Origin of the sequence: Klebsiella pneumoniae subsp. pneumoniae HS11286 (genome assembly GCF_000240185.1) — a bacterium.
Classification (GTDB): domain Bacteria; phylum Pseudomonadota; class Gammaproteobacteria; order Enterobacterales; family Enterobacteriaceae; genus Klebsiella; species Klebsiella pneumoniae.
Window position 1 is genome coordinate 1,616,952 of the sequence record NC_016845.1, and the last position, 18,383, is coordinate 1,635,334.

An 18,383-nucleotide genomic window follows, 5' to 3' on the forward strand; every position below is an offset into this window, starting at 1 on the left:
CCGGCGCTGCTTGCCGGCCTGACAAAGGGGAGAGAAATGATGGCGTTGTACAAAGCTTATCCTGCTCATATTATTTTGCTGCGTCGTGCTTTCGCCGTCGTGGCTGGTGTCGCAGCGCTGCCGGTGATGCTGTTCTGGAAAGATCGCGCCCGCTACTACAGCTGGCTGCACCGGGTGTGGTCGAAAACCAGCGAGCAGCCGGTGTGGATGGCGCAGGCGGAGAAAGCCGCTCACGATTTCTATTAATCCTCCTGCTGCGAAGAAAATAACAAGACCGCCAGGTTGCCCCGGCGGTTTTTTTTCGCCGCTTGTCTACACTCGTTTTTATGCGCCGCCTTGGAATTGGCAGGTGCGTATTTTGCCGGAGCGCGCTATTTTTGCCGGCTTAGATCATAAGATGAGTATTGCTGACGGATAATAAGGAGTGATATGGCCACCCATCTGGTCTGGTTACGCACGGATTTACGCATTCACGATAACCTGGCGCTGGCTGCCGCCTGCCGCGATCCGCAGGCGCAGGTGCTGGCGCTGTATATCGCCACCCCGGGGCAGTGGCGTGAACATCACCTGGCGCCACGGCAGGCCGCTTTTATCGCCAGCCATTTACAGAGTCTGCATGCCGCGCTGGCGGAACGGGGCATACCGCTGTGGGTAGAAGAGGCGGACGATTTTACCGCCAGCGTCGAACGGCTGGCCGATTTTTGCCAGCAGCATCAGGTCAGTCACCTGTTCTACAACTATCAGTACGAATTCAATGAACGCCAGCGCGATGCCGCCGTTGAGAACACCTTGTGCGACGTGATTTGCCAGGGCTTTGACGACAGCGTCCTGTTGCCCCCCGGCAGCGTACTGACCGGTGGCGGCGAAATGTATAAAGTCTTCACCCCGTTTAAAAATGCGTTTATTCGCCGTCTGCGGGACGGGCTGCCGGCGTGCGTGGCGGCCCCGAAGCCGCGCCAGGCGCCTGCCCGCCAGGCGCCGCCGCTGCCTGAGCTTAACTACCCGCAAACGCCGTTTGACGGGCTGCTGTTTGCCGCGGATGAAAAAACGGCGCTGGCGCGTCTGCGCGCGTTTTGTCAGCAAGCGGCGGCGGATTACGAGGGGCAGCGCGACTTCCCGGCCGTGGAAGGGACCAGTCGCCTGTCGCCCTGCCTGGCCATCGGCGTGCTGTCCCCCCGCCAGTGCCTGCATCGTCTGCTGACGGAACATCCCGCCGCGCTGGACGGCGGAGCCGGCGCCACCTGGCTTAACGAGCTGATCTGGCGCGAGTTTTACCGCCATCTGATGGTCTACTATCCGAAGCTCTGTAAAGGGCGGCCATTTACTGCCTGGACAGATAAGGTCGCCTGGCGCGCAGAGGAGGCCTCCCTACAGGCCTGGCAGCGCGGGGAGACCGGTTTTCCGATTGTTGATGCCGCCATGCGCCAGCTTAACGCCACCGGCTGGATGCATAACCGGTTGCGCATGATTGTAGCCAGCTTCCTGACCAAAGATTTGCGCCTCGACTGGCGGGCGGGCGAGCGCTATTTCATGAGCCAGCTGATTGATGGCGACCTGGCGGCGAATAACGGCGGCTGGCAGTGGGCGGCTTCAACGGGCACCGACGCCGCGCCCTATTTCCGCATATTTAATCCCACCACCCAGGGCGAAAAGTTTGATAAACAGGGGGTGTTTATACGTCGCTGGCTGCCGGAGCTGGCAAAGGTGCCGGAGAAGGCCCTGCATCAGCCGTGGGCGTGGGCGGATAAACAAGGGATCACGCTGGATTATTCGCGCCCGATAGTTGATCACAAGCAGGCGCGGCAGGAGACGCTGGCGGCCTGGGAGGCCGCCAGAAAAGGAATTACTCCACCGCCAGACGGCGGGTCCTGACTTTCAGCGAATGATACAGCCAGATGACCAGCACCACGCCGACGCAGGCCAGCGCGCCCCAGGTGATCTGGCTGAAGACGGTAATGTAGGCGTCAATGGAGTAGTTCACCGCTCCGGCGGCGTCGAATGACGCCTGCGAGGTCTGGTCGGCGATAACGCCGGCCAGATAGTTGGCGATGGCCCCTGAGAGCAGCATATAAATACCGGTCAGCACCCCAGTGACACCCGGGATCTCAATGCGGGTGATCTGCGACATCGCGACCGGGTCGATAAACAGTTCGGCAAAGCCCATCACCGCCAGACCCAGCACCATCAGCGGCATGGACGACTGACCATAGGCCGCCGACCAGCGGGCGCTGAGGGTCAAAATGCAGAACCCGGCGCTCATCAGGCCCAGACCGAGGGCAAATTTCCCCCAGATGCGCACGGTGCGATTGCCGTTCACGCTCTCTTTCACCAGCCACGCCAGCACCATCCCGCAGAGCATCACCGCGAAGGCGTTGATTGACTGGAACATAGCGGTAGGGACTTCGTAGCTCATGATATGGCGGTTAACGAAGCGGTCAATATACAGGCTGATGGAGCTCCCGCCCTGTTGGGCGAAGGCCCAGAACAGCAGGCTGAAGGCGGTCAGGACGACGATCAGGCGCAGATCCTTGCGCTGTTTATCGGTTTCGGCGCGCAGGTAGATCCGCGCCAGTACCGCGAGGCCAATGGCCGTGGCCACGATCAGGGCATACACCGACCACTCCTGCCAGAACAGTACCGCAATCAGCAGCGGGGCGGTAACCAGCAACACCAGCAGCCAGCCCCAGTTTGGCAGCAGGAAGCGGCGCGCGCACAGCGCCTGGCGGTTGACGCCAGCGGTATGCTGGAAATGACGGTTGCCGCAGAGGAAAATCACCAGCCCCGCGACCATGCCGATGGCCGCCAGGGCAAAGCCCATCGCCCAGCTATACTCCTCCTGTACGTAGCCGCAGGCGATCGGCGCGATAATCGAGCCGATATTGCCGGCGGCATACATCAGCGAAAAGCCGCCATCGCGACGCGGATCGGCGGGTTCGTACAGCTCGCCCAGCAGACAGCTGACGTTGGATTTAAACAACCCGTAGCCGCAGACGATGATCGCCAGCGACAGGTACAGGAAAAGCGGAGCGGTTTCGCTGGCCCCGAGCACCAGATGGCCAATGGCCATCAGCAGCGCGCCGAGCATGACCGCCATCCGGTTGCCTAACAGCTTATCGGCCAGATAGCCGCCGAGGATCGGCGTCACATAGACCAGCGAACAGTAGGCGCTGAACAGGGCGTAGGCATGGTTATCGTCATATTTGAGCTGATTGGTGAGATAGAGGATCAGCAGGGCGCGCATGCCGTAAAAGCTAAAGTACTCCCAGATTTGCAGCGCCACGACGTAGTAGATCGCCCGCGGCTGCGATGATGTTGTCTGCATATGACGTGTGTTTCCTGGCGTAAAGCGAAAGTCGATCGTTCTGCATGAATAGCGATTTATCAGTCATATTCATGGCTTGAGGGGCTTTCTGATTATTTAATATGCTTTATTAGTGCATAAATATACACTAATGCGCGGCGGGATGAATAGACAAATTGCGGGATTCGTTAAAAAGTCATGGTCAGTGACGGTAGCGGACTATCGACGACCCGAATGGATATGGTTATGTTATGCCTTTGTATAACCTGATTATCTGCTGGAGTGGCGATGAAAAATAGCGAACTGGAACAACTGATTAACGACAAGCTCAATAGTGCGGCCATCAGTGACTTCGCCCCTAACGGTCTGCAGGTGGAAGGACGCGAAACGGTGCACAAGATCGTCACCGGAGTGACGGCCTGCCAGGCGCTGCTGGATGAGGCCGTCCGTCTGCAGGCGGATGCGGTGATTGTTCATCACGGCTATTTCTGGAAAAACGAATTGCCAGTGATCCGCGGCATGAAGCGCCGTCGCCTGAAAACCCTGCTGGCCAACGATATCAATCTCTACGGTTGGCACCTGCCGCTGGATGCCCATCCGGAGCTGGGCAATAACGCGCAGCTGGCGCATCTGCTGGGGATTAACGTGCTCGGCGAAATCGAACCGCTGGTGCCGTGGGGCGAGCTGTCGATGCCGGTTTCCGGCCTCGAACTGGCCTCGTGGATCGAAGCGCGGCTGGGGCGCAAGCCGCTGTGGTGCGGCGATACCGGGCCGGACACCGTCAGCCGCGTCGCCTGGTGTACCGGCGGCGGCCAGAGCTTTATCGACGCCGCGGCGCGCTTTGGCGTGGACGCCTTTATCACCGGCGAAGTGTCGGAACAAACTATTCACTCTGCCCGCGAGCAGGGCCTGCATTTTTATGCCGCCGGCCACCACGCCACCGAGCGTGGCGGCATTCGCGCCCTCAGCGAATGGCTGACGGAAACGACCGATCTGGATGTTACCTTTATTGATATTCCTAACCCTGCCTGACGGGAGAGAAGAAAGTGCAGCGAGCGCGTTGTTATCTGTTAGGTGAAACGGCGGTGGTCCTGGAGCTTGAGCCTCCGGTGACCCTGGAGAGCCAAAAACGTATCTGGGGACTGACGCAGCGGTTGACCGATCGCGAAGAGGTGGTTGAAGTGATCCCGGGGATGAACAACATCACCGTTGTGCTGCGTCGTCCGCAGGAGATGGCGTGGGAGGCGATTGACAAGCTGCAGCGCTGGTGGGAAGAGAGCGATGCGCTGGAGCCGGAATACCGTGAGATAAGTATCCCGGTTATCTACGGCGGCGAGGCGGGACCAGATCTTGGCGACGTCGCGCGCCATAGCGGGTTGAGCGAAAAGCAGGTGGTTGAACTGCACTCTTCGGTGGAGTACATGGTGTGGTTTCTGGGTTTCCAGCCGGGGTTTCCGTACTTTGGCGGCCTGCCGGAGCAGCTGGCGATGCCGCGTCGCGCCGAGCCGCGCGTACTGGTACCGGCGGGATCCGTCGGCATCGGCGGATCGCAAACCGGTATTTATCCGCTGGCGACGCCGGGCGGCTGGCAGCTGCTGGGGCGCACGCCGCTGGCATTATTCGATCCAAAACGTGAAGAGCCGGTGCTGCTGCGTTCCGGCGATCGCGTGCGCTTTGTGCCGCAGAAGGAGGGGGTATGTTGAAATTTATCCGCGCCGGCATGTATACCTCGGTACAGGATGGCGGCCGGGAAGGCCAGCGCCAGTGGGGGATTAGCCGCTGCGGCGCGCTGGATAAACCGGCGATGACCATTGCCAATCTGCTGGTGGGCAATGCGCCGGAGGCGGCGGCGCTGGAAATTACGCTGGGTCAGGTCGATGTGCAGTTTACCCGCCACTGCTGGTTCGCGTTGACCGGCGCCGCCTGTGAAGCGACGCTCGACGGCGCGCCGGTCTGGTTGGGCTGGCGAATGGAGGCGAAGGCCGGGCAGCGGCTGGTGCTGAAAAATCCTCAGCATGGGATCCGCAGCTATCTGGCGGTCGCGGGCGGTATTGATGTCCCTGAAGTTTTAGGTTCCCGCTCTACCGATCTGAAAGTCGGTATCGGCGGAATCGAAGGGCGCCGGTTGCAGGATGGCGATCAAGTGAAGATTGGGAAATCGTCCCGCCGCTTTAGCGCCTCGCGCGGCGTTAAACAGCTGCCGATAGGCAATATTATTCGCGCGCTGCCGGGGCCGGAGTATCACGAATTCGACAGCGTGTCGCAGGAGTCTTTCTGGCGCTCGCCGTGGAAGCTGAGTCCGCAAAGCAACCGTATGGGCTACCGCCTGCAGGGGCAGCCGCTCAGGCGCACAACCGACCGGGAAATGCTCTCTCATGGCCTGCTGCCCGGCGTGGTACAGGTACCGCATAACGGCCAGCCGATTGTGTTGATGAACGATGCGCAAACCACCGGCGGCTATCCGCGTATAGCCTGCATTATTGAAGCCGATATGTACCAACTGGCGCAAATTCCGCTAGGTCAGCCGATCCATTTCGTCCCCTGTTCGCTGGAGGAAGCGCTAAAAGCGCGCGCCGACCAGCAGCGCTACCTTGAACAACTGGCCTGGAGATTAAGCGATGAAAATTGATTTAAATGCCGACCTCGGCGAAGGCTGCGCCAGCGATAGCGCGCTGCTGCAGCTGGTCTCTTCCGCCAATATCGCCTGCGGCTTTCACGCCGGCGATGCGGTTCTCATGCAGCAATGCGTGCGCGAGGCGCTGAAAAACGGCGTCGCTATCGGCGCACACCCGAGCTTCCCGGACCGGGAAAATTTCGGTCGAACCGCGATGCAGTTACCGCCAGAGACGGTCTACGCCCAGGTGCTGTACCAAATTGGCGCGCTGGCGGCAATCGTACACGCCCAGGGGGGCGAGCTGCGGCACGTCAAACCGCATGGCATGTTGTACAACCAGGCGGCGAAAGAGCCGCCTTTGGCCGACGCTATCGCCCGTGCGGTGCGCGATGCCGACGCCGACCTGGTGCTGGTTGGGCTGGCGGGCAGCGAGCTTATCCGCGCCGGACAGCATTATCAGTTGACGACGCGCCAGGAAGTCTTCGCCGATCGCGGCTATCTGGCCGACGGCAGCCTGGTGCCGCGTAGCCAACCGGGCGCGCTGATTGAGAGCGAAGAGCAGGCGCTGGCGCAAACGCTGGAAATGGTGCAGCACAACCGGGTGCGCAGCCTGAGCGGCGAATGGGCGCATGTAAAGGCGGAAACGGTCTGCCTGCATGGCGATGGCGCTCACGCGCTCGATTTCGCCCGACGCTTGCGCGCCGCGTTTGCCGGGCGGAATATCGACGTCAGCGCGGACCTCGAGTAATAGTCCGCCTAAGTTATTAATAATAATTAAATCAAATAATTAACAACACTCACAATACTCACAACTGAACAGGACGTTATTATGCAAGAGGCGATATCCCTCTGGCCGCTAATCGGCATTGCCGTGATTGTGGTCGGTTTTGTATTACGCTTTAACCCGGTGCTGGTGGTGATTATCTCCGGGATCGTCACCGGCGTGGCGGCGCATATGCCAATAGCCACTATTCTGGAGAAACTGGGCGAGGGCTTCCTGAATACCCGTAATCTGCCGTTTATTCTGCTGCTGCCGCTGGCGGTGATCGGGCTGCTGGAGCGCCATGGTCTGAAAGAGCGGGCGCAGGCGTGGATCGCGAAGATCCATAGCGCGACCGCCGGACGTCTGCTGATCGTCTATCTGTTTGTGCGCGAAGCCACCGCCGCTCTGGGGTTGACCAGCCTCGGCGGACATCCGCAAATGGTGCGCCCGCTGCTGGCGCCGATGGCGGAGGGGGCGGCGGAAAAGCGCTTTGGCCCGCTGCCGGGCAATGTACGCTACCGCCTGCGCGCGATGTCGGCGGCGACCGATAACGTCGGGCTGTTCTTCGGCGAAGATATTTTTGTCGCCTTCGGCGCGATCATCTTCATGCACAACTTTATGCTGGAGTCGGGTGGGATCCAGACAGAACCGTTGCATATTGCCCTGTGGGGGATCCCGACGGCGATCTGCGCCTTTCTGATCCACGCCGCGCGCCTGTGGCGACTCGATCGCCATCTCCAGCGCGAGCTGGACCGGATAAACGCCGGACAGGCGAAAGGCGGTGCGGCATGAATTTCCAGCAAACCTATTTATACTGGCTGGCCGGCGCGGTACTGCTGGTCGTGGCTATCATGTCCTGGCGCGACAAAAGCAATCCGCGACGTCTGACAACCGGTCTGTTCTGGGGCCTGTACGGGCTGGTGTTCTTGCTCGGCGACTGGACATATCAACTGGTGGGCGATAAGCGTAAGGTGAATATCGCTGTCGGCGGGGTGGTGGTCGTCCTGGCGCTGATCGCCGGTTTTGGCGGCGTGCGCCTCGGCAGCTACCATCAGCGTAGCCAGGAAGAGAAAACCGCCAGCGCGAAACGCCTCGGCAACAAACTTTTCTTTCCGGCGCTGGCGATTCCGGTCGTCACCGTCATTGGCGTACTGCTGTTTAACAATCTGCCCTCATGGCAGGTGGCGCTCTTCGGGCCGGGCAACCACGCGACGCTGATTACTCTGTTCTCGATGACTGTCGGTACGCTGATTGGCCTGGCGATGGCGATTCGTATGACGCATGAAACGGTGGCGCAGCCAATGCAGGAAGCGCGCCGTTTGCTTGATTCCGTCGGCTGGGCCTTTATCCTGCCGCAAATCCTCGCGGTGCTGGGGCTGCTGTTTACCGCAGCGGGCGTCGGAACCAGCATTTCATGGCTGACCGAGCACTATCTGGCGGTCGATAACCGCTTTATCGCCGTGGCTGTGTATGCCATCGGCATGGCGGTGCTGACAATGGTGATGGGCAACGCCTTTGCCGCTTTCCCGATTGTGACCGCCGGAGTTGGCATTCCGATTTTAGTCCTGCAGCACGGCGGCAATCCGGCGGTAATGGCGGCGATTGGTATGTTTTCCGGCTACTGCGGCACGCTGATGACGCCGATGGCGGCGAACTTCAATATTGTCCCGGCGGCGCTGCTGGAACTGCCGGATAAAAATGCGGTGATTAAAGCCCAGATACCGACCGGTATCCTGCTGCTTATCGTCAATGTATTCTTACTCTATTTCCTGATGTTCCTGTAAGGAGGGATGATGGCTGGCGTATTGATTACCGGTTTTGAGCCGTTCGGCGGCGAAACGGTTAACCCTTCATGGGAAGTGGTTAAGCAGCTGGATGGCATGATTATTCGCGGACAGCAGGTGGTGGCTAAACAGTTACCCTGCGTATTCGGCGAAGCGCTGACGGTGCTGAAGGCGGCGCTGGAAACCTATCAACCGCGGCTGACGATTGCCGTCGGACAGGCCGGCGGCCGTGTCGATATTACCGTCGAACGTGTAGCGATCAATGTCGATGATGCGCGGATCCCCGACAATAAAGGCCAGCAACCGATCGATGAGCCGATCGTCGCTAATGGCCCTGCGGCCTGCTTCAGTACGCTGCCGATCAAAGCGATCGTTAGCGCGTTGCGCCAGCAGGGGATCCCGGCCTCGGTGTCGCAAACCGCGGGCACCTTCGTCTGCAATCACGTGATGTATGGTTTGCTGCATCAGTTGCAGGGAAAAAGCGGGCAGAAGGGAGGTTTTATCCATATTCCTTATCTGCCTGAACAGGCGGCGGCCCACCCGGGGCAGGCGAGTATGTCGGTCGCGACGGTACGCGCGGCGCTGGAAACGGCGATTGCCGTCGCCCTTGAACAGAATGACGATGTCAAAATTGGCGGCGGCGCCACCCATTAACAGAAGGATGACAGTATGCCGGAAGGTCCGGAGATCCGCCGTGCGGCGGATAAACTGGAGGCGGCAATAAAAGGCGAACCCTTAACCAACGTTTGGTTCGCCTTTCCTCAGTTGCAACCCTATCAAACTCAGCTAATTGGTCAGCGGGTGACCCATATCGCCACCCGCGGCAAGGCCCTGTTAACCCACTTCTCCGGCGGATTGACCCTGTATAGCCATAACCAGCTGTACGGCGTCTGGCGGGTGGTGGATGCCGGCGTTGAGCCGCAATCGAACCGCGTACTGCGTGTCAGGCTGCAGACCGCCAGCAAGGCGATTTTGCTCTACAGCGCGTCGGACATTGATATCCTCACGGCGGAGCAGGTTGCCAACCATCCGTTCTTGCTGCGCGTCGGACCGGACGTGCTGGACATGACGTTAACCGCGGAGCAGGTGAAAGCGCGGCTGCTGTCGGCCAAATTCCGCAATCGTCAGTTTTCCGGCCTGCTTCTGGATCAGGCTTTTCTTGCCGGGCTCGGAAACTATCTGCGGGTGGAAATTCTCTGGCAGGTGGGATTAAGCGGTAAGCGTAAAGCCGCTGAACTGAGCGACAGTCAGCTGGATGCGCTGGCGCACGCGCTGCTCGATATCCCGCGGCTGTCCTATCGTACTCGCGGTCTGGTGGATGACAACAAGCATCATGGCGCGCTGTTTCGCTTTAAGGTCTTCCATCGCGATGGGGAAAGGTGCGAACGCTGTGGGGGAATCATTGAGAAGACGACGCTCTCCTCGCGGCCATTTTACTGGTGTCCAGGATGCCAGCATTAAGCCGGCTGGCGGGCGATTTCAGCATGAAGCGCGTTATCAGGCATAAAAAACGCGCCAGCAGGCGCGTTTTTTATGATCCGGACAGTGAGATTAACGCTTAATGTCGGACTGGAAATCGCGTTTGGCGTAGCCGGTATACAGCTGACGCGGACGGGCGATCTTCATGCCATCGCTGTGCATTTCGTTCCAGTGCGCAATCCAGCCCACGGTACGCGCCATGGCGAAGATAACGGTAAACATGGAGGACGGAATACCCATCGCTTTCAGGATGATACCGGAGTAGAAGTCGACGTTCGGATACAGTTTCTTCTCGATGAAGTACGGGTCGTTCAGCGCGATATGCTCCAGCTCCATGGCCACCTGCAGCAGGTCGTCTTTGGTGCCCAGCTCTTTCAGCACTTCATGGCAGGTTTCACGCATCACGGTGGCGCGCGGATCGTAGTTTTTGTAAACACGATGGCCGAAGCCCATCAGGCGGAAAGAGTCATTCTTGTCTTTCGCACGACGAACAAATTCCGGAATGTGCTCAACGGAGCTGATCTCTTCCAGCATTTTCAGCGCCGCTTCGTTGGCGCCACCGTGTGCCGGTCCCCACAGGGAGGCGATGCCCGCAGCGATACAGGCGAACGGGTTAGCGCCGGAGGAGCCTGCGGTACGTACCGTGGAGGTCGACGCGTTCTGCTCGTGATCGGCGTGCAGGATCAGAATACGATCCATCGCGCGCTCCAGCACCGGATTGACTTCATACTCTTCGCACGGTGTCGCAAACATCATGCGCAGGAAGTTGCCGGCGTAGGAGAGGTCGTTGCGCGGATAAACAAACGGCTGGCCGATAGAATACTTGTAACACATGGCTGCCATGGTTGGCATTTTGGACAGCAGACGGTAGGCGGCAATCTCGCGGTGACGCGGGTTATTCACGTCGAGGGAATCATGATAGAACGCCGCCAGCGCGCCGGTGATCCCGCACATCACCGCCATCGGGTGGGAATCGCGACGGAACGCGTGGAACAGACGGGTGATCTGCTCATGAATCATGGTGTGGCGGGTGACGGTAGTTTTGAATTCGTCATATTCGGCCTGGGTCGGCTTTTCGCCGTACAGCAGGATATAACAGACTTCAAGATAATTAGATTCGGTCGCTAACTGGTCGATCGGGAAGCCGCGGTGCAGCAGGATCCCCTCGTCACCATCGATAAACGTAATTTTAGATTCACAAGAAGCCGTTGATGTGAAACCTGGGTCAAAGGTAAATACGCCTTTTGAACCAAGACTACGAATATCAATAACATCCTGACCGAGCGTGCCTTTTAGCACATCCAGTTCAATAGCAGTGTCACCACCCAGGGTGATTTTTGCTTTAGCATCAGACATTTATGGTCTCCTTAGCGCCTTTATTGCTTAAGACTGCCGGGTGGTGGATTTGCTTTCGGCCCGCGCCTGCATACGTTACCAGTTTGTTATGTTGCACACAGCTCTGCGTCAGCGAAAAGGGCAGGGTACAGAGCAACGGCGCTTGATGGCACGTCCTTCAGGGCTGCGGTGAAACAACAGCAAATCAGCGTTTTAGCAGTCCGAATATTAAAACCTATATACCACTAATAACTGTCCTGATTACATCGGTCAATACTGACACACTGTTACATAACTTATTCTCAGGTGAAAGAGTGACCCCATAACTTTTGAGCATTATTGCATTTAACTGGTAATGGTTGTAACAAGAATGTTTAATATTTGTCAAATCAGGTGATTAAAAATTAAAAAAATGTTGGTATCGTGACCTTGATCACTGTTCCGGAGAAAACCCAACAAACTATATGTAGGTTAATTGTAATGATTTTGTGAACGGCCTATACTGCGGCCAGGTCTCCGGAACACCCTGCAATCCCGAGCCACCCAGCGTTGTTTAGTGATGTTTTAATGCCTGAAAAGACGTTTTAACATGACTTCTGGTTATAGAAAGGACGCTGTCTGACCCGCAAGCAGACCGGAGGAAGGAAACAATAAGAACAGCATGTGGGCGTTATTCATGGTAAGAAATGTGAAAAAACAAAGACCTGTCAATCTGGATCTACAAACGATACGGTTCCCAATCACGGCGATAGCGTCCATTCTCCATCGCGTTTCCGGTGTCATCACCTTCGTGGCGGTCGGAATTCTGCTTTGGCTGCTGGGCACCAGCCTTTCCTCCCCAGAAGGTTTTCTGACGGCGGCCTCCATCATGGATAGCTTCTTTGTGAAGTTCATCATGTGGGGCATTCTCACCGCGCTGGCCTATCACGTCGTTGTCGGTATTCGCCATCTGATGATGGACTTTGGCTACCTTGACGAAACCCTCGAAGCAGGGAAACGTTCCGCCAAAATTTCTTTTGTTATTACTGTCGTGCTTTCACTTCTCGCAGGAGTCCTCGTATGGTAAGCAACGCCTCAGCACTGGGACGCAACGGCGTACATGACTTTATCCTGGTCCGTGCTACCGCCATCGTTCTGACCCTCTACATCATCTACATGGTTGGCTTCTTCGCCACCACCGGTGAAATCTCATGGGAAGTGTGGACCGGATTCTTTGCCTCCGGCTTCACTAAAGTCTTCACTCTGCTGGCTCTCGTTTCCATTCTCATCCATGCCTGGATCGGGATGTGGCAGGTGTTAACAGACTACGTTAAACCACTGGCTCTGCGCCTGGTTCTGCAACTGGCTATCGTTGTGGCGCTGGTGGCTTACGTTCTTTATGGATTTGTTGTGGTGTGGGGTGTGTAATGAAATTGCCAGTCAGAGAGTTTGATGCTGTTGTCATCGGTGCCGGCGGCGCAGGTATGCGCGCGGCGCTGCAAATTTCCCAGAGCGGACAGACTTGTGCACTGCTCTCCAAAGTGTTCCCTACCCGTTCCCATACCGTATCCGCGCAGGGTGGCATCACCGTCGCGCTCGGTAACTCCCATGAAGATAACTGGGAATGGCATATGTACGACACCGTAAAAGGGTCGGACTATATCGGCGACCAGGACGCCATCGAATACATGTGTAAGACCGGCCCGGAAGCGATTCTTGAGCTGGAGCACATGGGACTGCCGTTCTCTCGTCTTGACGATGGCCGTATTTATCAGCGCCCGTTTGGCGGCCAGTCGAAGAACTTCGGCGGCGAACAGGCGGCGCGTACCGCGGCGGCGGCTGACCGTACCGGTCACGCCCTGCTGCACACTCTGTATCAGCAGAACCTGAAAAACCACACCACTATCTTCTCCGAATGGTACGCCCTCGATCTGGTGAAAAACCAGGACGGCGCGGTAGTCGGTTGTACCGCCCTGTGCATCGAGACCGGCGAAGTGGTCTACTTTAAAGCCCGCGCCACCGTGCTGGCGACCGGCGGCGCAGGCCGTATCTATCAGTCCACCACCAACGCCCACATCAATACGGGTGACGGCGTCGGGATGGCCATCCGCGCCGGCGTGCCGGTGCAGGATATGGAAATGTGGCAGTTCCACCCGACCGGTATCGCCGGGGCTGGGGTTCTGGTTACCGAAGGTTGCCGCGGCGAAGGCGGTTACCTGCTGAACAAACACGGCGAACGCTTTATGGAGCGTTATGCCCCGAACGCTAAAGACCTGGCGGGCCGTGACGTGGTGGCGCGTTCCATCATGATCGAAATCCGCGAAGGCCGCGGTTGCGACGGTCCGTGGGGCCCGCACGCGAAACTGAAACTGGATCACCTCGGTAAAGAGGTTCTGGAATCTCGTCTGCCGGGTATCCTTGAACTTTCCCGTACCTTTGCCCACGTCGATCCGGTGAAAGAGCCGATCCCGGTTATCCCAACCTGTCACTACATGATGGGCGGTATCCCGACCAAAGTCACCGGCCAGGCGTTGACCGTGAATGAGAAGGGCGAAGACGTGGTGATCCCGGGCCTGTTCGCGGTAGGCGAAATCGCCTGCGTATCGGTCCACGGCGCCAACCGTCTGGGCGGCAACTCGCTGCTCGACCTGGTGGTCTTCGGCCGCGCGGCGGGCCTGCATCTGCAGGAATCCATTGCCGAGCAGGGCACGCTGCGCGACGCCAGCGAATCCGATATCGAAGGCTCGCTGGATCGCCTCAACCGCTGGAACAACACCCGCTCTGGTGAAGATCCGGTGGCGATTCGTAAAGCGCTGCAGGAATGTATGCAGCATAACTTCTCGGTGTTCCGCGAAGGCGATGCGATGCACAAAGGTCTGGAGCAACTGAAAGTGATCCGCGAGCGCCTGAAAAACGCCCGTATCGACGATACCTCCAGCGAGTTCAACACCCAGCGCGTTGAGTGCCTGGAGCTGGATAACCTGATGGAAACCGCCTACGCGACCGCCGTATCCGCTAACTTCCGTACCGAGAGCCGTGGCGCCCACAGCCGCTTCGACTTCCCGGATCGTGATGATGAAAACTGGCTGTGCCATTCCCTGTACCTGCCAGAGTCGGAATCCATGACGCGTCGTAGCGTCAATATGGAACCGAAACTGCGTCCGGCATTCCCGCCGAAGATTCGTACTTACTAATGCGGAGACAGGAAAATGAAACTCGAGTTTTCAATTTATCGCTATAACCCGGATGTTGACGACGCTCCGCACATGCAGGATTACACCCTTGAAGCGGAAGAAGGTCGCGACATGATGCTGCTGGATGCGCTGATCCAGCTGAAAGAAAAAGATCCGTCGCTGTCGTTCCGCCGCTCCTGCCGTGAAGGGGTCTGCGGGTCCGATGGTCTGAACATGAACGGGAAAAACGGTTTGGCGTGCATCACGCCAATCTCCGCGCTGAATCAGCCGGGCAAGAAGATTGTTATCCGTCCGCTGCCAGGATTACCGGTTATCCGTGATTTGGTGGTGGACATGGGGCAATTCTATGCACAATATGAGAAGATTAAGCCTTACTTGTTGAATAATGGGCAAAATCCTCCGGCTCGCGAGCATCTGCAGATGCCTGAGCAGCGTGAGAAACTCGACGGGCTGTACGAGTGTATTCTGTGCGCCTGCTGTTCGACCTCGTGCCCGTCGTTCTGGTGGAACCCGGACAAGTTCATCGGCCCGGCTGGCCTGCTGGCCGCGTATCGCTTCCTGATCGACAGTCGCGATACCGAAACCAGCGAGCGCCTGGACGGCCTGAGCGATGCTTTCAGCGTATTCCGCTGTCACAGCATTATGAACTGCGTCAGTGTGTGTCCGAAGGGGCTGAACCCGACGCGCGCCATCGGCCATATTAAGTCGATGCTGCTGCAGCGCAGCGCGTAAGCAACACGGTCTGTCCCGGATGGCGCTAGCGCTTATCCGGGCTACCAAAGCAGTAGCCCCGGCAAGCGTTAGCGCCGCCGGGGGATATAGCAGGAAATCTTTAAAAACCGCCACAAGATGTACCAGTAATCGAGGCGTTCAGTGCGAGGTAAGGCGGCAACTGAGCGCATCCCCGGGAGCATAGTGAACTATGTGACCGGGGTAAGCGAAGGCAGCCAACGCAACCGCAGCCTGAACGCTGAAGATTAATGGCAGTTTTTAAAGGTTCCTTAGCGGATAGAAACCACAACTCGTCCGCAACAAGTGAACCCCGGCACGTGCACTCGGTGTGCGTGGTAGTTTCTACGGCGAAATAAGCATATGAATGCTTAAGGGATCACGATGCAGAACGGCGCAATGAAAGCCTGGCTGGACTCTTCTTACCTCTCTGGTTCGAACCAGAGCTGGATAGAACAGCTCTATGAAGACTTCTTAACCGATCCTGACTCTGTTGACGCCAACTGGCGTTCAATGTTCCAGCAGTTACCTGGCACCGGAGTTAAACCGGATCAATTTCATTCCAAAACGCGTGATTATTTCCGTCGACTGGCGAAGGATGCCTCACGTTACACTTCTTCGATTTCCGACCCAGACACTAATGTGAAGCAGGTTAAAGTCCTGCAGCTCATCAACGCATACCGTTTCCGTGGCCACCAGCATGCGAATCTCGATCCGCTGGGGCTGTGGAAGCAAGAGAGAGTGGCGGATCTCGATCCGGCCTACCACGATCTGACCGAGGCCGATTTCCAGGAAAGCTATAACGTAGGTTCATTTGCCATCGGTAAAGACACGATGAAGCTGGGCGAGCTGATTGTCGCCCTCAAGCAAACCTACTGCGGCTCCATCGGCGCGGAATACATGCATATCACCTCTACCGAAGAAAAACGCTGGATCCAGCAGCGCATTGAATCGGTAGCTGGCAAAGCGAGCTTTACCCCGGAAGAGAAAAAACGCTTCCTCAGCGAACTGACCGCCGCGGAAGGTCTGGAGCGCTACCTCGGCGCCAAATTCCCGGGGGCGAAGCGCTTCTCGCTGGAGGGTGGCGACGCCCTGATCCCGATGCTCAAAGAGATGATCCGCCATGCAGGCAAAAGCGGCACCCGCGAAGTGGTGCTGGGCATGGCGCACCGCGGCCGTCTGAACGTGCTGGTCAACGTGCTGGGTAAAAAACCGCAGGACCTGTTCGACGAGTTCGCGGGCAAACATAAAGAACACCTCGGCACCGGCGACGTGAAGTACCACATGGGCTTCTCTTCCGATATGGAAACCGAAGGCGGTCTGGTGCACCTGGCGCTGGCGTTTAACCCGTCGCACCTCGAGATCGTCAGCCCGGTGGTTATCGGTTCCGTACGCGCCCGTCTGGATCGTCTGGACGAGCCAAGCAGCAACAAAGTTCTGCCTATTACCATCCACGGCGACGCCGCCGTCACCGGCCAGGGCGTGGTTCAGGAAACTCTGAACATGTCCAAAGCCCGCGGTTACGAAGTGGGCGGTACCGTGCGCATCGTTATCAACAACCAAGTGGGCTTCACGACCTCTAACCCGCTGGATGCGCGCTCGACGCCGTACTGCACCGACATCGGTAAAATGGTGCAGGCGCCGATTTTCCACGTCAATGCGGACGATCCGGAAGCGGTCGCCTTCGTCACCCGTCTGGCGCTTGATTTCCGCAATACCTTTAAACGCGATGTCTTCATTGATCTGGTGTGCTACCGCCGTCACGGCCACAACGAAGCCGATGAGCCGAGCGCAACCCAGCCGCTGATGTATCAGAAGATCAAAAAGCATCCGACTCCGCGCAAAATCTATGCTGACAAGCTGGAGCAGGAGAAGGTGGCGACTCTGGAAGATGCGACCGAGCAGGTTAACCTCTATCGCGATGCGCTGGATGCCGGCGAATGCGTGGTGCAGGAATGGCGTCCGATGAATATGCATTCCTTTACCTGGTCGCCGTACCTCAACCACGAGTGGGACGAGAGCTATCCGGATAAAGTTGAGCCGAAACGTCTGCAGGAGTTGGCCAAACGCATCAGCACGGTACCGGAAGGTATCGAAATGCAGTCCCGCGTGGCGAAAATTTACGCCGACCGCCAGGCGATGGCGGCAGGCGAGAAGCTGTTTGACTGGGGCGGCGCCGAAAACCTGGCCTACGCCACGCTGGTTGACGAAGGTATTCCGGTTCGTCTGTCCGGCGAAGACTCCGGCCGCGGCACCTTCTTCCACCGTCATGCGGTGATCCATAACCAGACCAATGGTTCAACCTACACGCCGCTGCAGCATGTCCATAACGGCCAGGGCCAGTTCCGCGTTTGGGACTCGGTACTGTCTGAAGAAGCGGTGCTGGCGTTCGAATATGGCTACGCCACCGCCGAGCCGCGCACTCTGACCATCTGGGAAGCGCAGTTTGGCGACTTCGCCAACGGCGCGCAGGTGGTGATCGACCAGTTCATCTCCTCCGGTGAGCAGAAATGGGGAAGGATGTGCGGCCTGGTGATGCTCCTGCCGCACGGTTACGAAGGCCAGGGCCCGGAGCACTCCTCCGCGCGTCTGGAGCGTTATCTGCAGCTGTGCGCTGAACAAAACATGCAGGTCTGCGTGCCGTCCACGCCGGCACAGGTTTATCACATGCTGCGTCGCCAGGCGCTGCGCGGTATGCGTCGTCCGCTGGTGGTGATGTCGCCGAAGTCGCTGCTGCGTCATCCGCTGGCGGTCTCCAGCATGGATGAGCTGGCGAACGGCACTTTCCTGCCGGCTATTGGTGAAATCGATCAACTTGATCCGCAGGCTGTGAAGCGCGTTGTGCTGTGCTCTGGTAAGGTTTACTACGACCTGCTGGAACAGCGCCGCAAAAACGAGCAAAAAGATGTCGCTATCGTTCGTATCGAGCAGCTCTATCCGTTCCCGCATCAGGCGGTGCAGGAAGCGCTGAAAGCGTATGCGCACGTGCATGATTTTGTCTGGTGCCAGGAAGAGCCGCTCAACCAGGGCGCATGGTACTGCAGCCAGCATCACTTCCGTGAAGTGATTCCGTTTGGGGCCTCTCTGCGTTATGCAGGCCGCCCGGCCTCCGCCTCTCCGGCGGTAGGGTATATGTCCGTTCACCAGAAACAGCAACAAGATCTGGTCAATGACGCGCTGAACGTCGATTAATTAAAGGATACAC

19 protein-coding genes are annotated in these 18,383 nt (G+C 58.0%); 16 read left to right on the forward strand and 3 right to left on the reverse strand.

From position 1 onward, the window contains the following. The first annotated feature begins 36 nt into the window (after positions 1-36). On the forward strand, positions 37-246 hold the full coding sequence (locus KPHS_15510) for a DUF2517 family protein (RefSeq protein ID YP_005225851.1): 210 nt from the start codon (positions 37-39) through the stop codon (positions 244-246). Between the two features lie 183 nt (positions 247-429). Beyond that, positions 430-1,872, forward strand: a complete 1,443-nt coding sequence (locus tag KPHS_15520) for a deoxyribodipyrimidine photolyase (RefSeq protein ID YP_005225852.1) — start codon at positions 430-432, stop codon at positions 1,870-1,872. Here the strand turns inward: KPHS_15520 and KPHS_15530 are convergent. After that, positions 1,844-3,322 (reverse strand): putative transport protein, encoded by a 1,479-nt coding sequence (locus tag KPHS_15530; RefSeq protein ID YP_005225853.1) that lies wholly within the window; start codon positions 3,320-3,322, stop codon positions 1,844-1,846. The two genes, KPHS_15520 and KPHS_15530, sit on opposite strands and share 29 nt — an antisense overlap. 267 nt (positions 3,323-3,589) lie before the next feature. Here KPHS_15530 and KPHS_15540 point away from each other — a divergent pair, with 267 nt between their 5' ends. The 9 genes from KPHS_15540 (at position 3,590) to KPHS_15620 (ending at position 10,024) form a co-directional block, all read left to right on the forward strand. Beyond that, on the forward strand, positions 3,590-4,333 hold the full coding sequence (locus KPHS_15540) for a putative hydrolase-oxidase (protein ID YP_005225854.1): 744 nt from the start codon (positions 3,590-3,592) through the stop codon (positions 4,331-4,333). Positions 4,334-4,347: 14 nt separating this feature from the next. Beyond that, the gene (locus KPHS_15550; protein YP_005225855.1) at positions 4,348-5,004 is read left to right on the forward strand and encodes a putative carboxylase; all 657 of its coding nucleotides are present in this window, start codon (positions 4,348-4,350) and stop codon (positions 5,002-5,004) included. Continuing rightward, on the forward strand, positions 4,998-5,930 hold the full coding sequence (locus KPHS_15560) for a putative carboxylase (RefSeq protein ID YP_005225856.1): 933 nt from the start codon (positions 4,998-5,000) through the stop codon (positions 5,928-5,930). The genes KPHS_15550 and KPHS_15560 overlap by 7 nt, the downstream gene beginning before the upstream one ends. Further along, positions 5,920-6,663, forward strand: coding sequence for a 5-oxoprolinase subunit PxpA (locus tag KPHS_15570; protein ID YP_005225857.1), 744 nt, complete (start codon positions 5,920-5,922; stop codon positions 6,661-6,663). Before KPHS_15560 ends, KPHS_15570 begins: the two co-directional genes overlap by 11 nt. Positions 6,664-6,744: 81 nt before the next feature. Further along, positions 6,745-7,470 (forward strand): DUF969 domain-containing protein, encoded by a 726-nt coding sequence (locus KPHS_15580; RefSeq protein ID YP_005225858.1) that lies wholly within the window; start codon positions 6,745-6,747, stop codon positions 7,468-7,470. After that, positions 7,467-8,462 (forward strand): DUF979 domain-containing protein, encoded by a 996-nt coding sequence (locus KPHS_15590; protein ID YP_005225859.1) that lies wholly within the window; start codon positions 7,467-7,469, stop codon positions 8,460-8,462. Before KPHS_15580 ends, KPHS_15590 begins: the two co-directional genes overlap by 4 nt. Before the next feature lie 9 nt (positions 8,463-8,471). After that, positions 8,472-9,116: a pyroglutamyl-peptidase I gene (locus tag KPHS_15600; RefSeq protein ID YP_005225860.1), complete on the forward strand. Its 645-nt coding sequence runs from the start codon at positions 8,472-8,474 to the stop codon at positions 9,114-9,116. 15 nt (positions 9,117-9,131) lie between these two features. After that, entirely contained in the window at positions 9,132-9,923 is a 792-nt protein-coding gene (locus KPHS_15610; RefSeq protein YP_005225861.1) for an endonuclease 8, read from the forward strand. After that, complete coding sequence (locus KPHS_15620) at positions 9,911-10,024, forward strand: hypothetical protein (RefSeq protein ID YP_005225862.1); 114 nt, start codon at positions 9,911-9,913, stop codon at positions 10,022-10,024. The genes KPHS_15610 and KPHS_15620 overlap by 13 nt, the downstream gene beginning before the upstream one ends. Here KPHS_15620 and KPHS_15630 read toward each other — a convergent pair. Next, on the reverse strand, positions 10,014-11,297 hold the full coding sequence (locus KPHS_15630) for a type II citrate synthase (protein YP_005225863.1): 1,284 nt from the start codon (positions 11,295-11,297) through the stop codon (positions 10,014-10,016). The genes KPHS_15620 and KPHS_15630 overlap by 11 nt on opposite strands. Positions 11,298-12,066: 769 nt before the next feature. On the opposite strand from KPHS_15630, the gene KPHS_15640 reads away from it, so the two are divergent. Both KPHS_15640 and KPHS_15650 read left to right on the forward strand, forming a co-directional pair. After that, on the forward strand, positions 12,067-12,342 hold the full coding sequence (locus KPHS_15640; RefSeq protein ID YP_005225864.1) for a succinate dehydrogenase, cytochrome b556 subunit: 276 nt from the start codon (positions 12,067-12,069) through the stop codon (positions 12,340-12,342). Further along, positions 12,336-12,683 (forward strand): succinate dehydrogenase cytochrome b556 small membrane subunit, encoded by a 348-nt coding sequence (locus KPHS_15650; protein YP_005225865.1) that lies wholly within the window; start codon positions 12,336-12,338, stop codon positions 12,681-12,683. The genes KPHS_15640 and KPHS_15650 overlap by 7 nt, the downstream gene beginning before the upstream one ends. Here KPHS_15650 and KPHS_15670 read toward each other — a convergent pair. Continuing rightward, a complete protein-coding gene (locus tag KPHS_15670) occupies positions 12,653-12,817 on the reverse strand; it encodes a hypothetical protein (protein ID YP_005225866.1) in 165 nt (54 codons plus the stop codon). The genes KPHS_15650 and KPHS_15670 overlap by 31 nt on opposite strands. Between KPHS_15670 and KPHS_15660 the strand changes: the two genes are divergently transcribed. The 3 genes from KPHS_15660 (at position 12,797) to KPHS_15690 (ending at position 18,370) form a co-directional block, all read left to right on the forward strand. Next, positions 12,797-14,449, forward strand: coding sequence for a succinate dehydrogenase flavoprotein subunit (locus KPHS_15660; protein YP_005225867.1), 1,653 nt, complete (start codon positions 12,797-12,799; stop codon positions 14,447-14,449). The genes KPHS_15670 and KPHS_15660 overlap by 21 nt on opposite strands. Before the next feature lie 15 nt (positions 14,450-14,464). Then, positions 14,465-15,181, forward strand: coding sequence for a succinate dehydrogenase iron-sulfur subunit (locus KPHS_15680; protein ID YP_005225868.1), 717 nt, complete (start codon positions 14,465-14,467; stop codon positions 15,179-15,181). 381 nt (positions 15,182-15,562) lie between these two features. Next, positions 15,563-18,370 carry an alpha-ketoglutarate decarboxylase gene (locus KPHS_15690; protein YP_005225869.1) on the forward strand — a complete coding sequence of 936 codons (2,808 nt, stop codon included), beginning with the start codon at positions 15,563-15,565 and terminating at the stop codon, positions 18,368-18,370. Positions 18,371-18,383 lie beyond the last annotated feature (13 nt).

Coding starts and splice junctions, on each gene's coding strand:
- KPHS_15510 (YP_005225851.1), top strand. CDS start 37: ATGATGGCGTTGTACAAAGCTTATCCTGCTCATATTATTTTGCTGCGT.
- KPHS_15520 (YP_005225852.1), top strand. CDS start 430: ATGGCCACCCATCTGGTCTGGTTACGCACGGATTTACGCATTCACGAT.
- KPHS_15530 (YP_005225853.1), bottom strand. CDS start 3,322: ATGCAGACAACATCATCGCAGCCGCGGGCGATCTACTACGTCGTGGCG.
- KPHS_15540 (YP_005225854.1), top strand. CDS start 3,590: ATGAAAAATAGCGAACTGGAACAACTGATTAACGACAAGCTCAATAGT.
- KPHS_15560 (YP_005225856.1), top strand. CDS start 4,998: ATGTTGAAATTTATCCGCGCCGGCATGTATACCTCGGTACAGGATGGC.
- KPHS_15570 (YP_005225857.1), top strand. CDS start 5,920: ATGAAAATTGATTTAAATGCCGACCTCGGCGAAGGCTGCGCCAGCGAT.
- KPHS_15580 (YP_005225858.1), top strand. CDS start 6,745: ATGCAAGAGGCGATATCCCTCTGGCCGCTAATCGGCATTGCCGTGATT.
- KPHS_15590 (YP_005225859.1), top strand. CDS start 7,467: ATGAATTTCCAGCAAACCTATTTATACTGGCTGGCCGGCGCGGTACTG.
- KPHS_15600 (YP_005225860.1), top strand. CDS start 8,472: ATGGCTGGCGTATTGATTACCGGTTTTGAGCCGTTCGGCGGCGAAACG.
- KPHS_15610 (YP_005225861.1), top strand. CDS start 9,132: ATGCCGGAAGGTCCGGAGATCCGCCGTGCGGCGGATAAACTGGAGGCG.
- KPHS_15620 (YP_005225862.1), top strand. CDS start 9,911: ATGCCAGCATTAAGCCGGCTGGCGGGCGATTTCAGCATGAAGCGCGTT.
- KPHS_15630 (YP_005225863.1), bottom strand. CDS start 11,297: ATGTCTGATGCTAAAGCAAAAATCACCCTGGGTGGTGACACTGCTATT.
- KPHS_15650 (YP_005225865.1), top strand. CDS start 12,336: ATGGTAAGCAACGCCTCAGCACTGGGACGCAACGGCGTACATGACTTT.
- KPHS_15670 (YP_005225866.1), bottom strand. CDS start 12,817: ATGGGAACGGGTAGGGAACACTTTGGAGAGCAGTGCACAAGTCTGTCC.
- KPHS_15680 (YP_005225868.1), top strand. CDS start 14,465: ATGAAACTCGAGTTTTCAATTTATCGCTATAACCCGGATGTTGACGAC.
- KPHS_15690 (YP_005225869.1), top strand. CDS start 15,563: ATGCAGAACGGCGCAATGAAAGCCTGGCTGGACTCTTCTTACCTCTCT.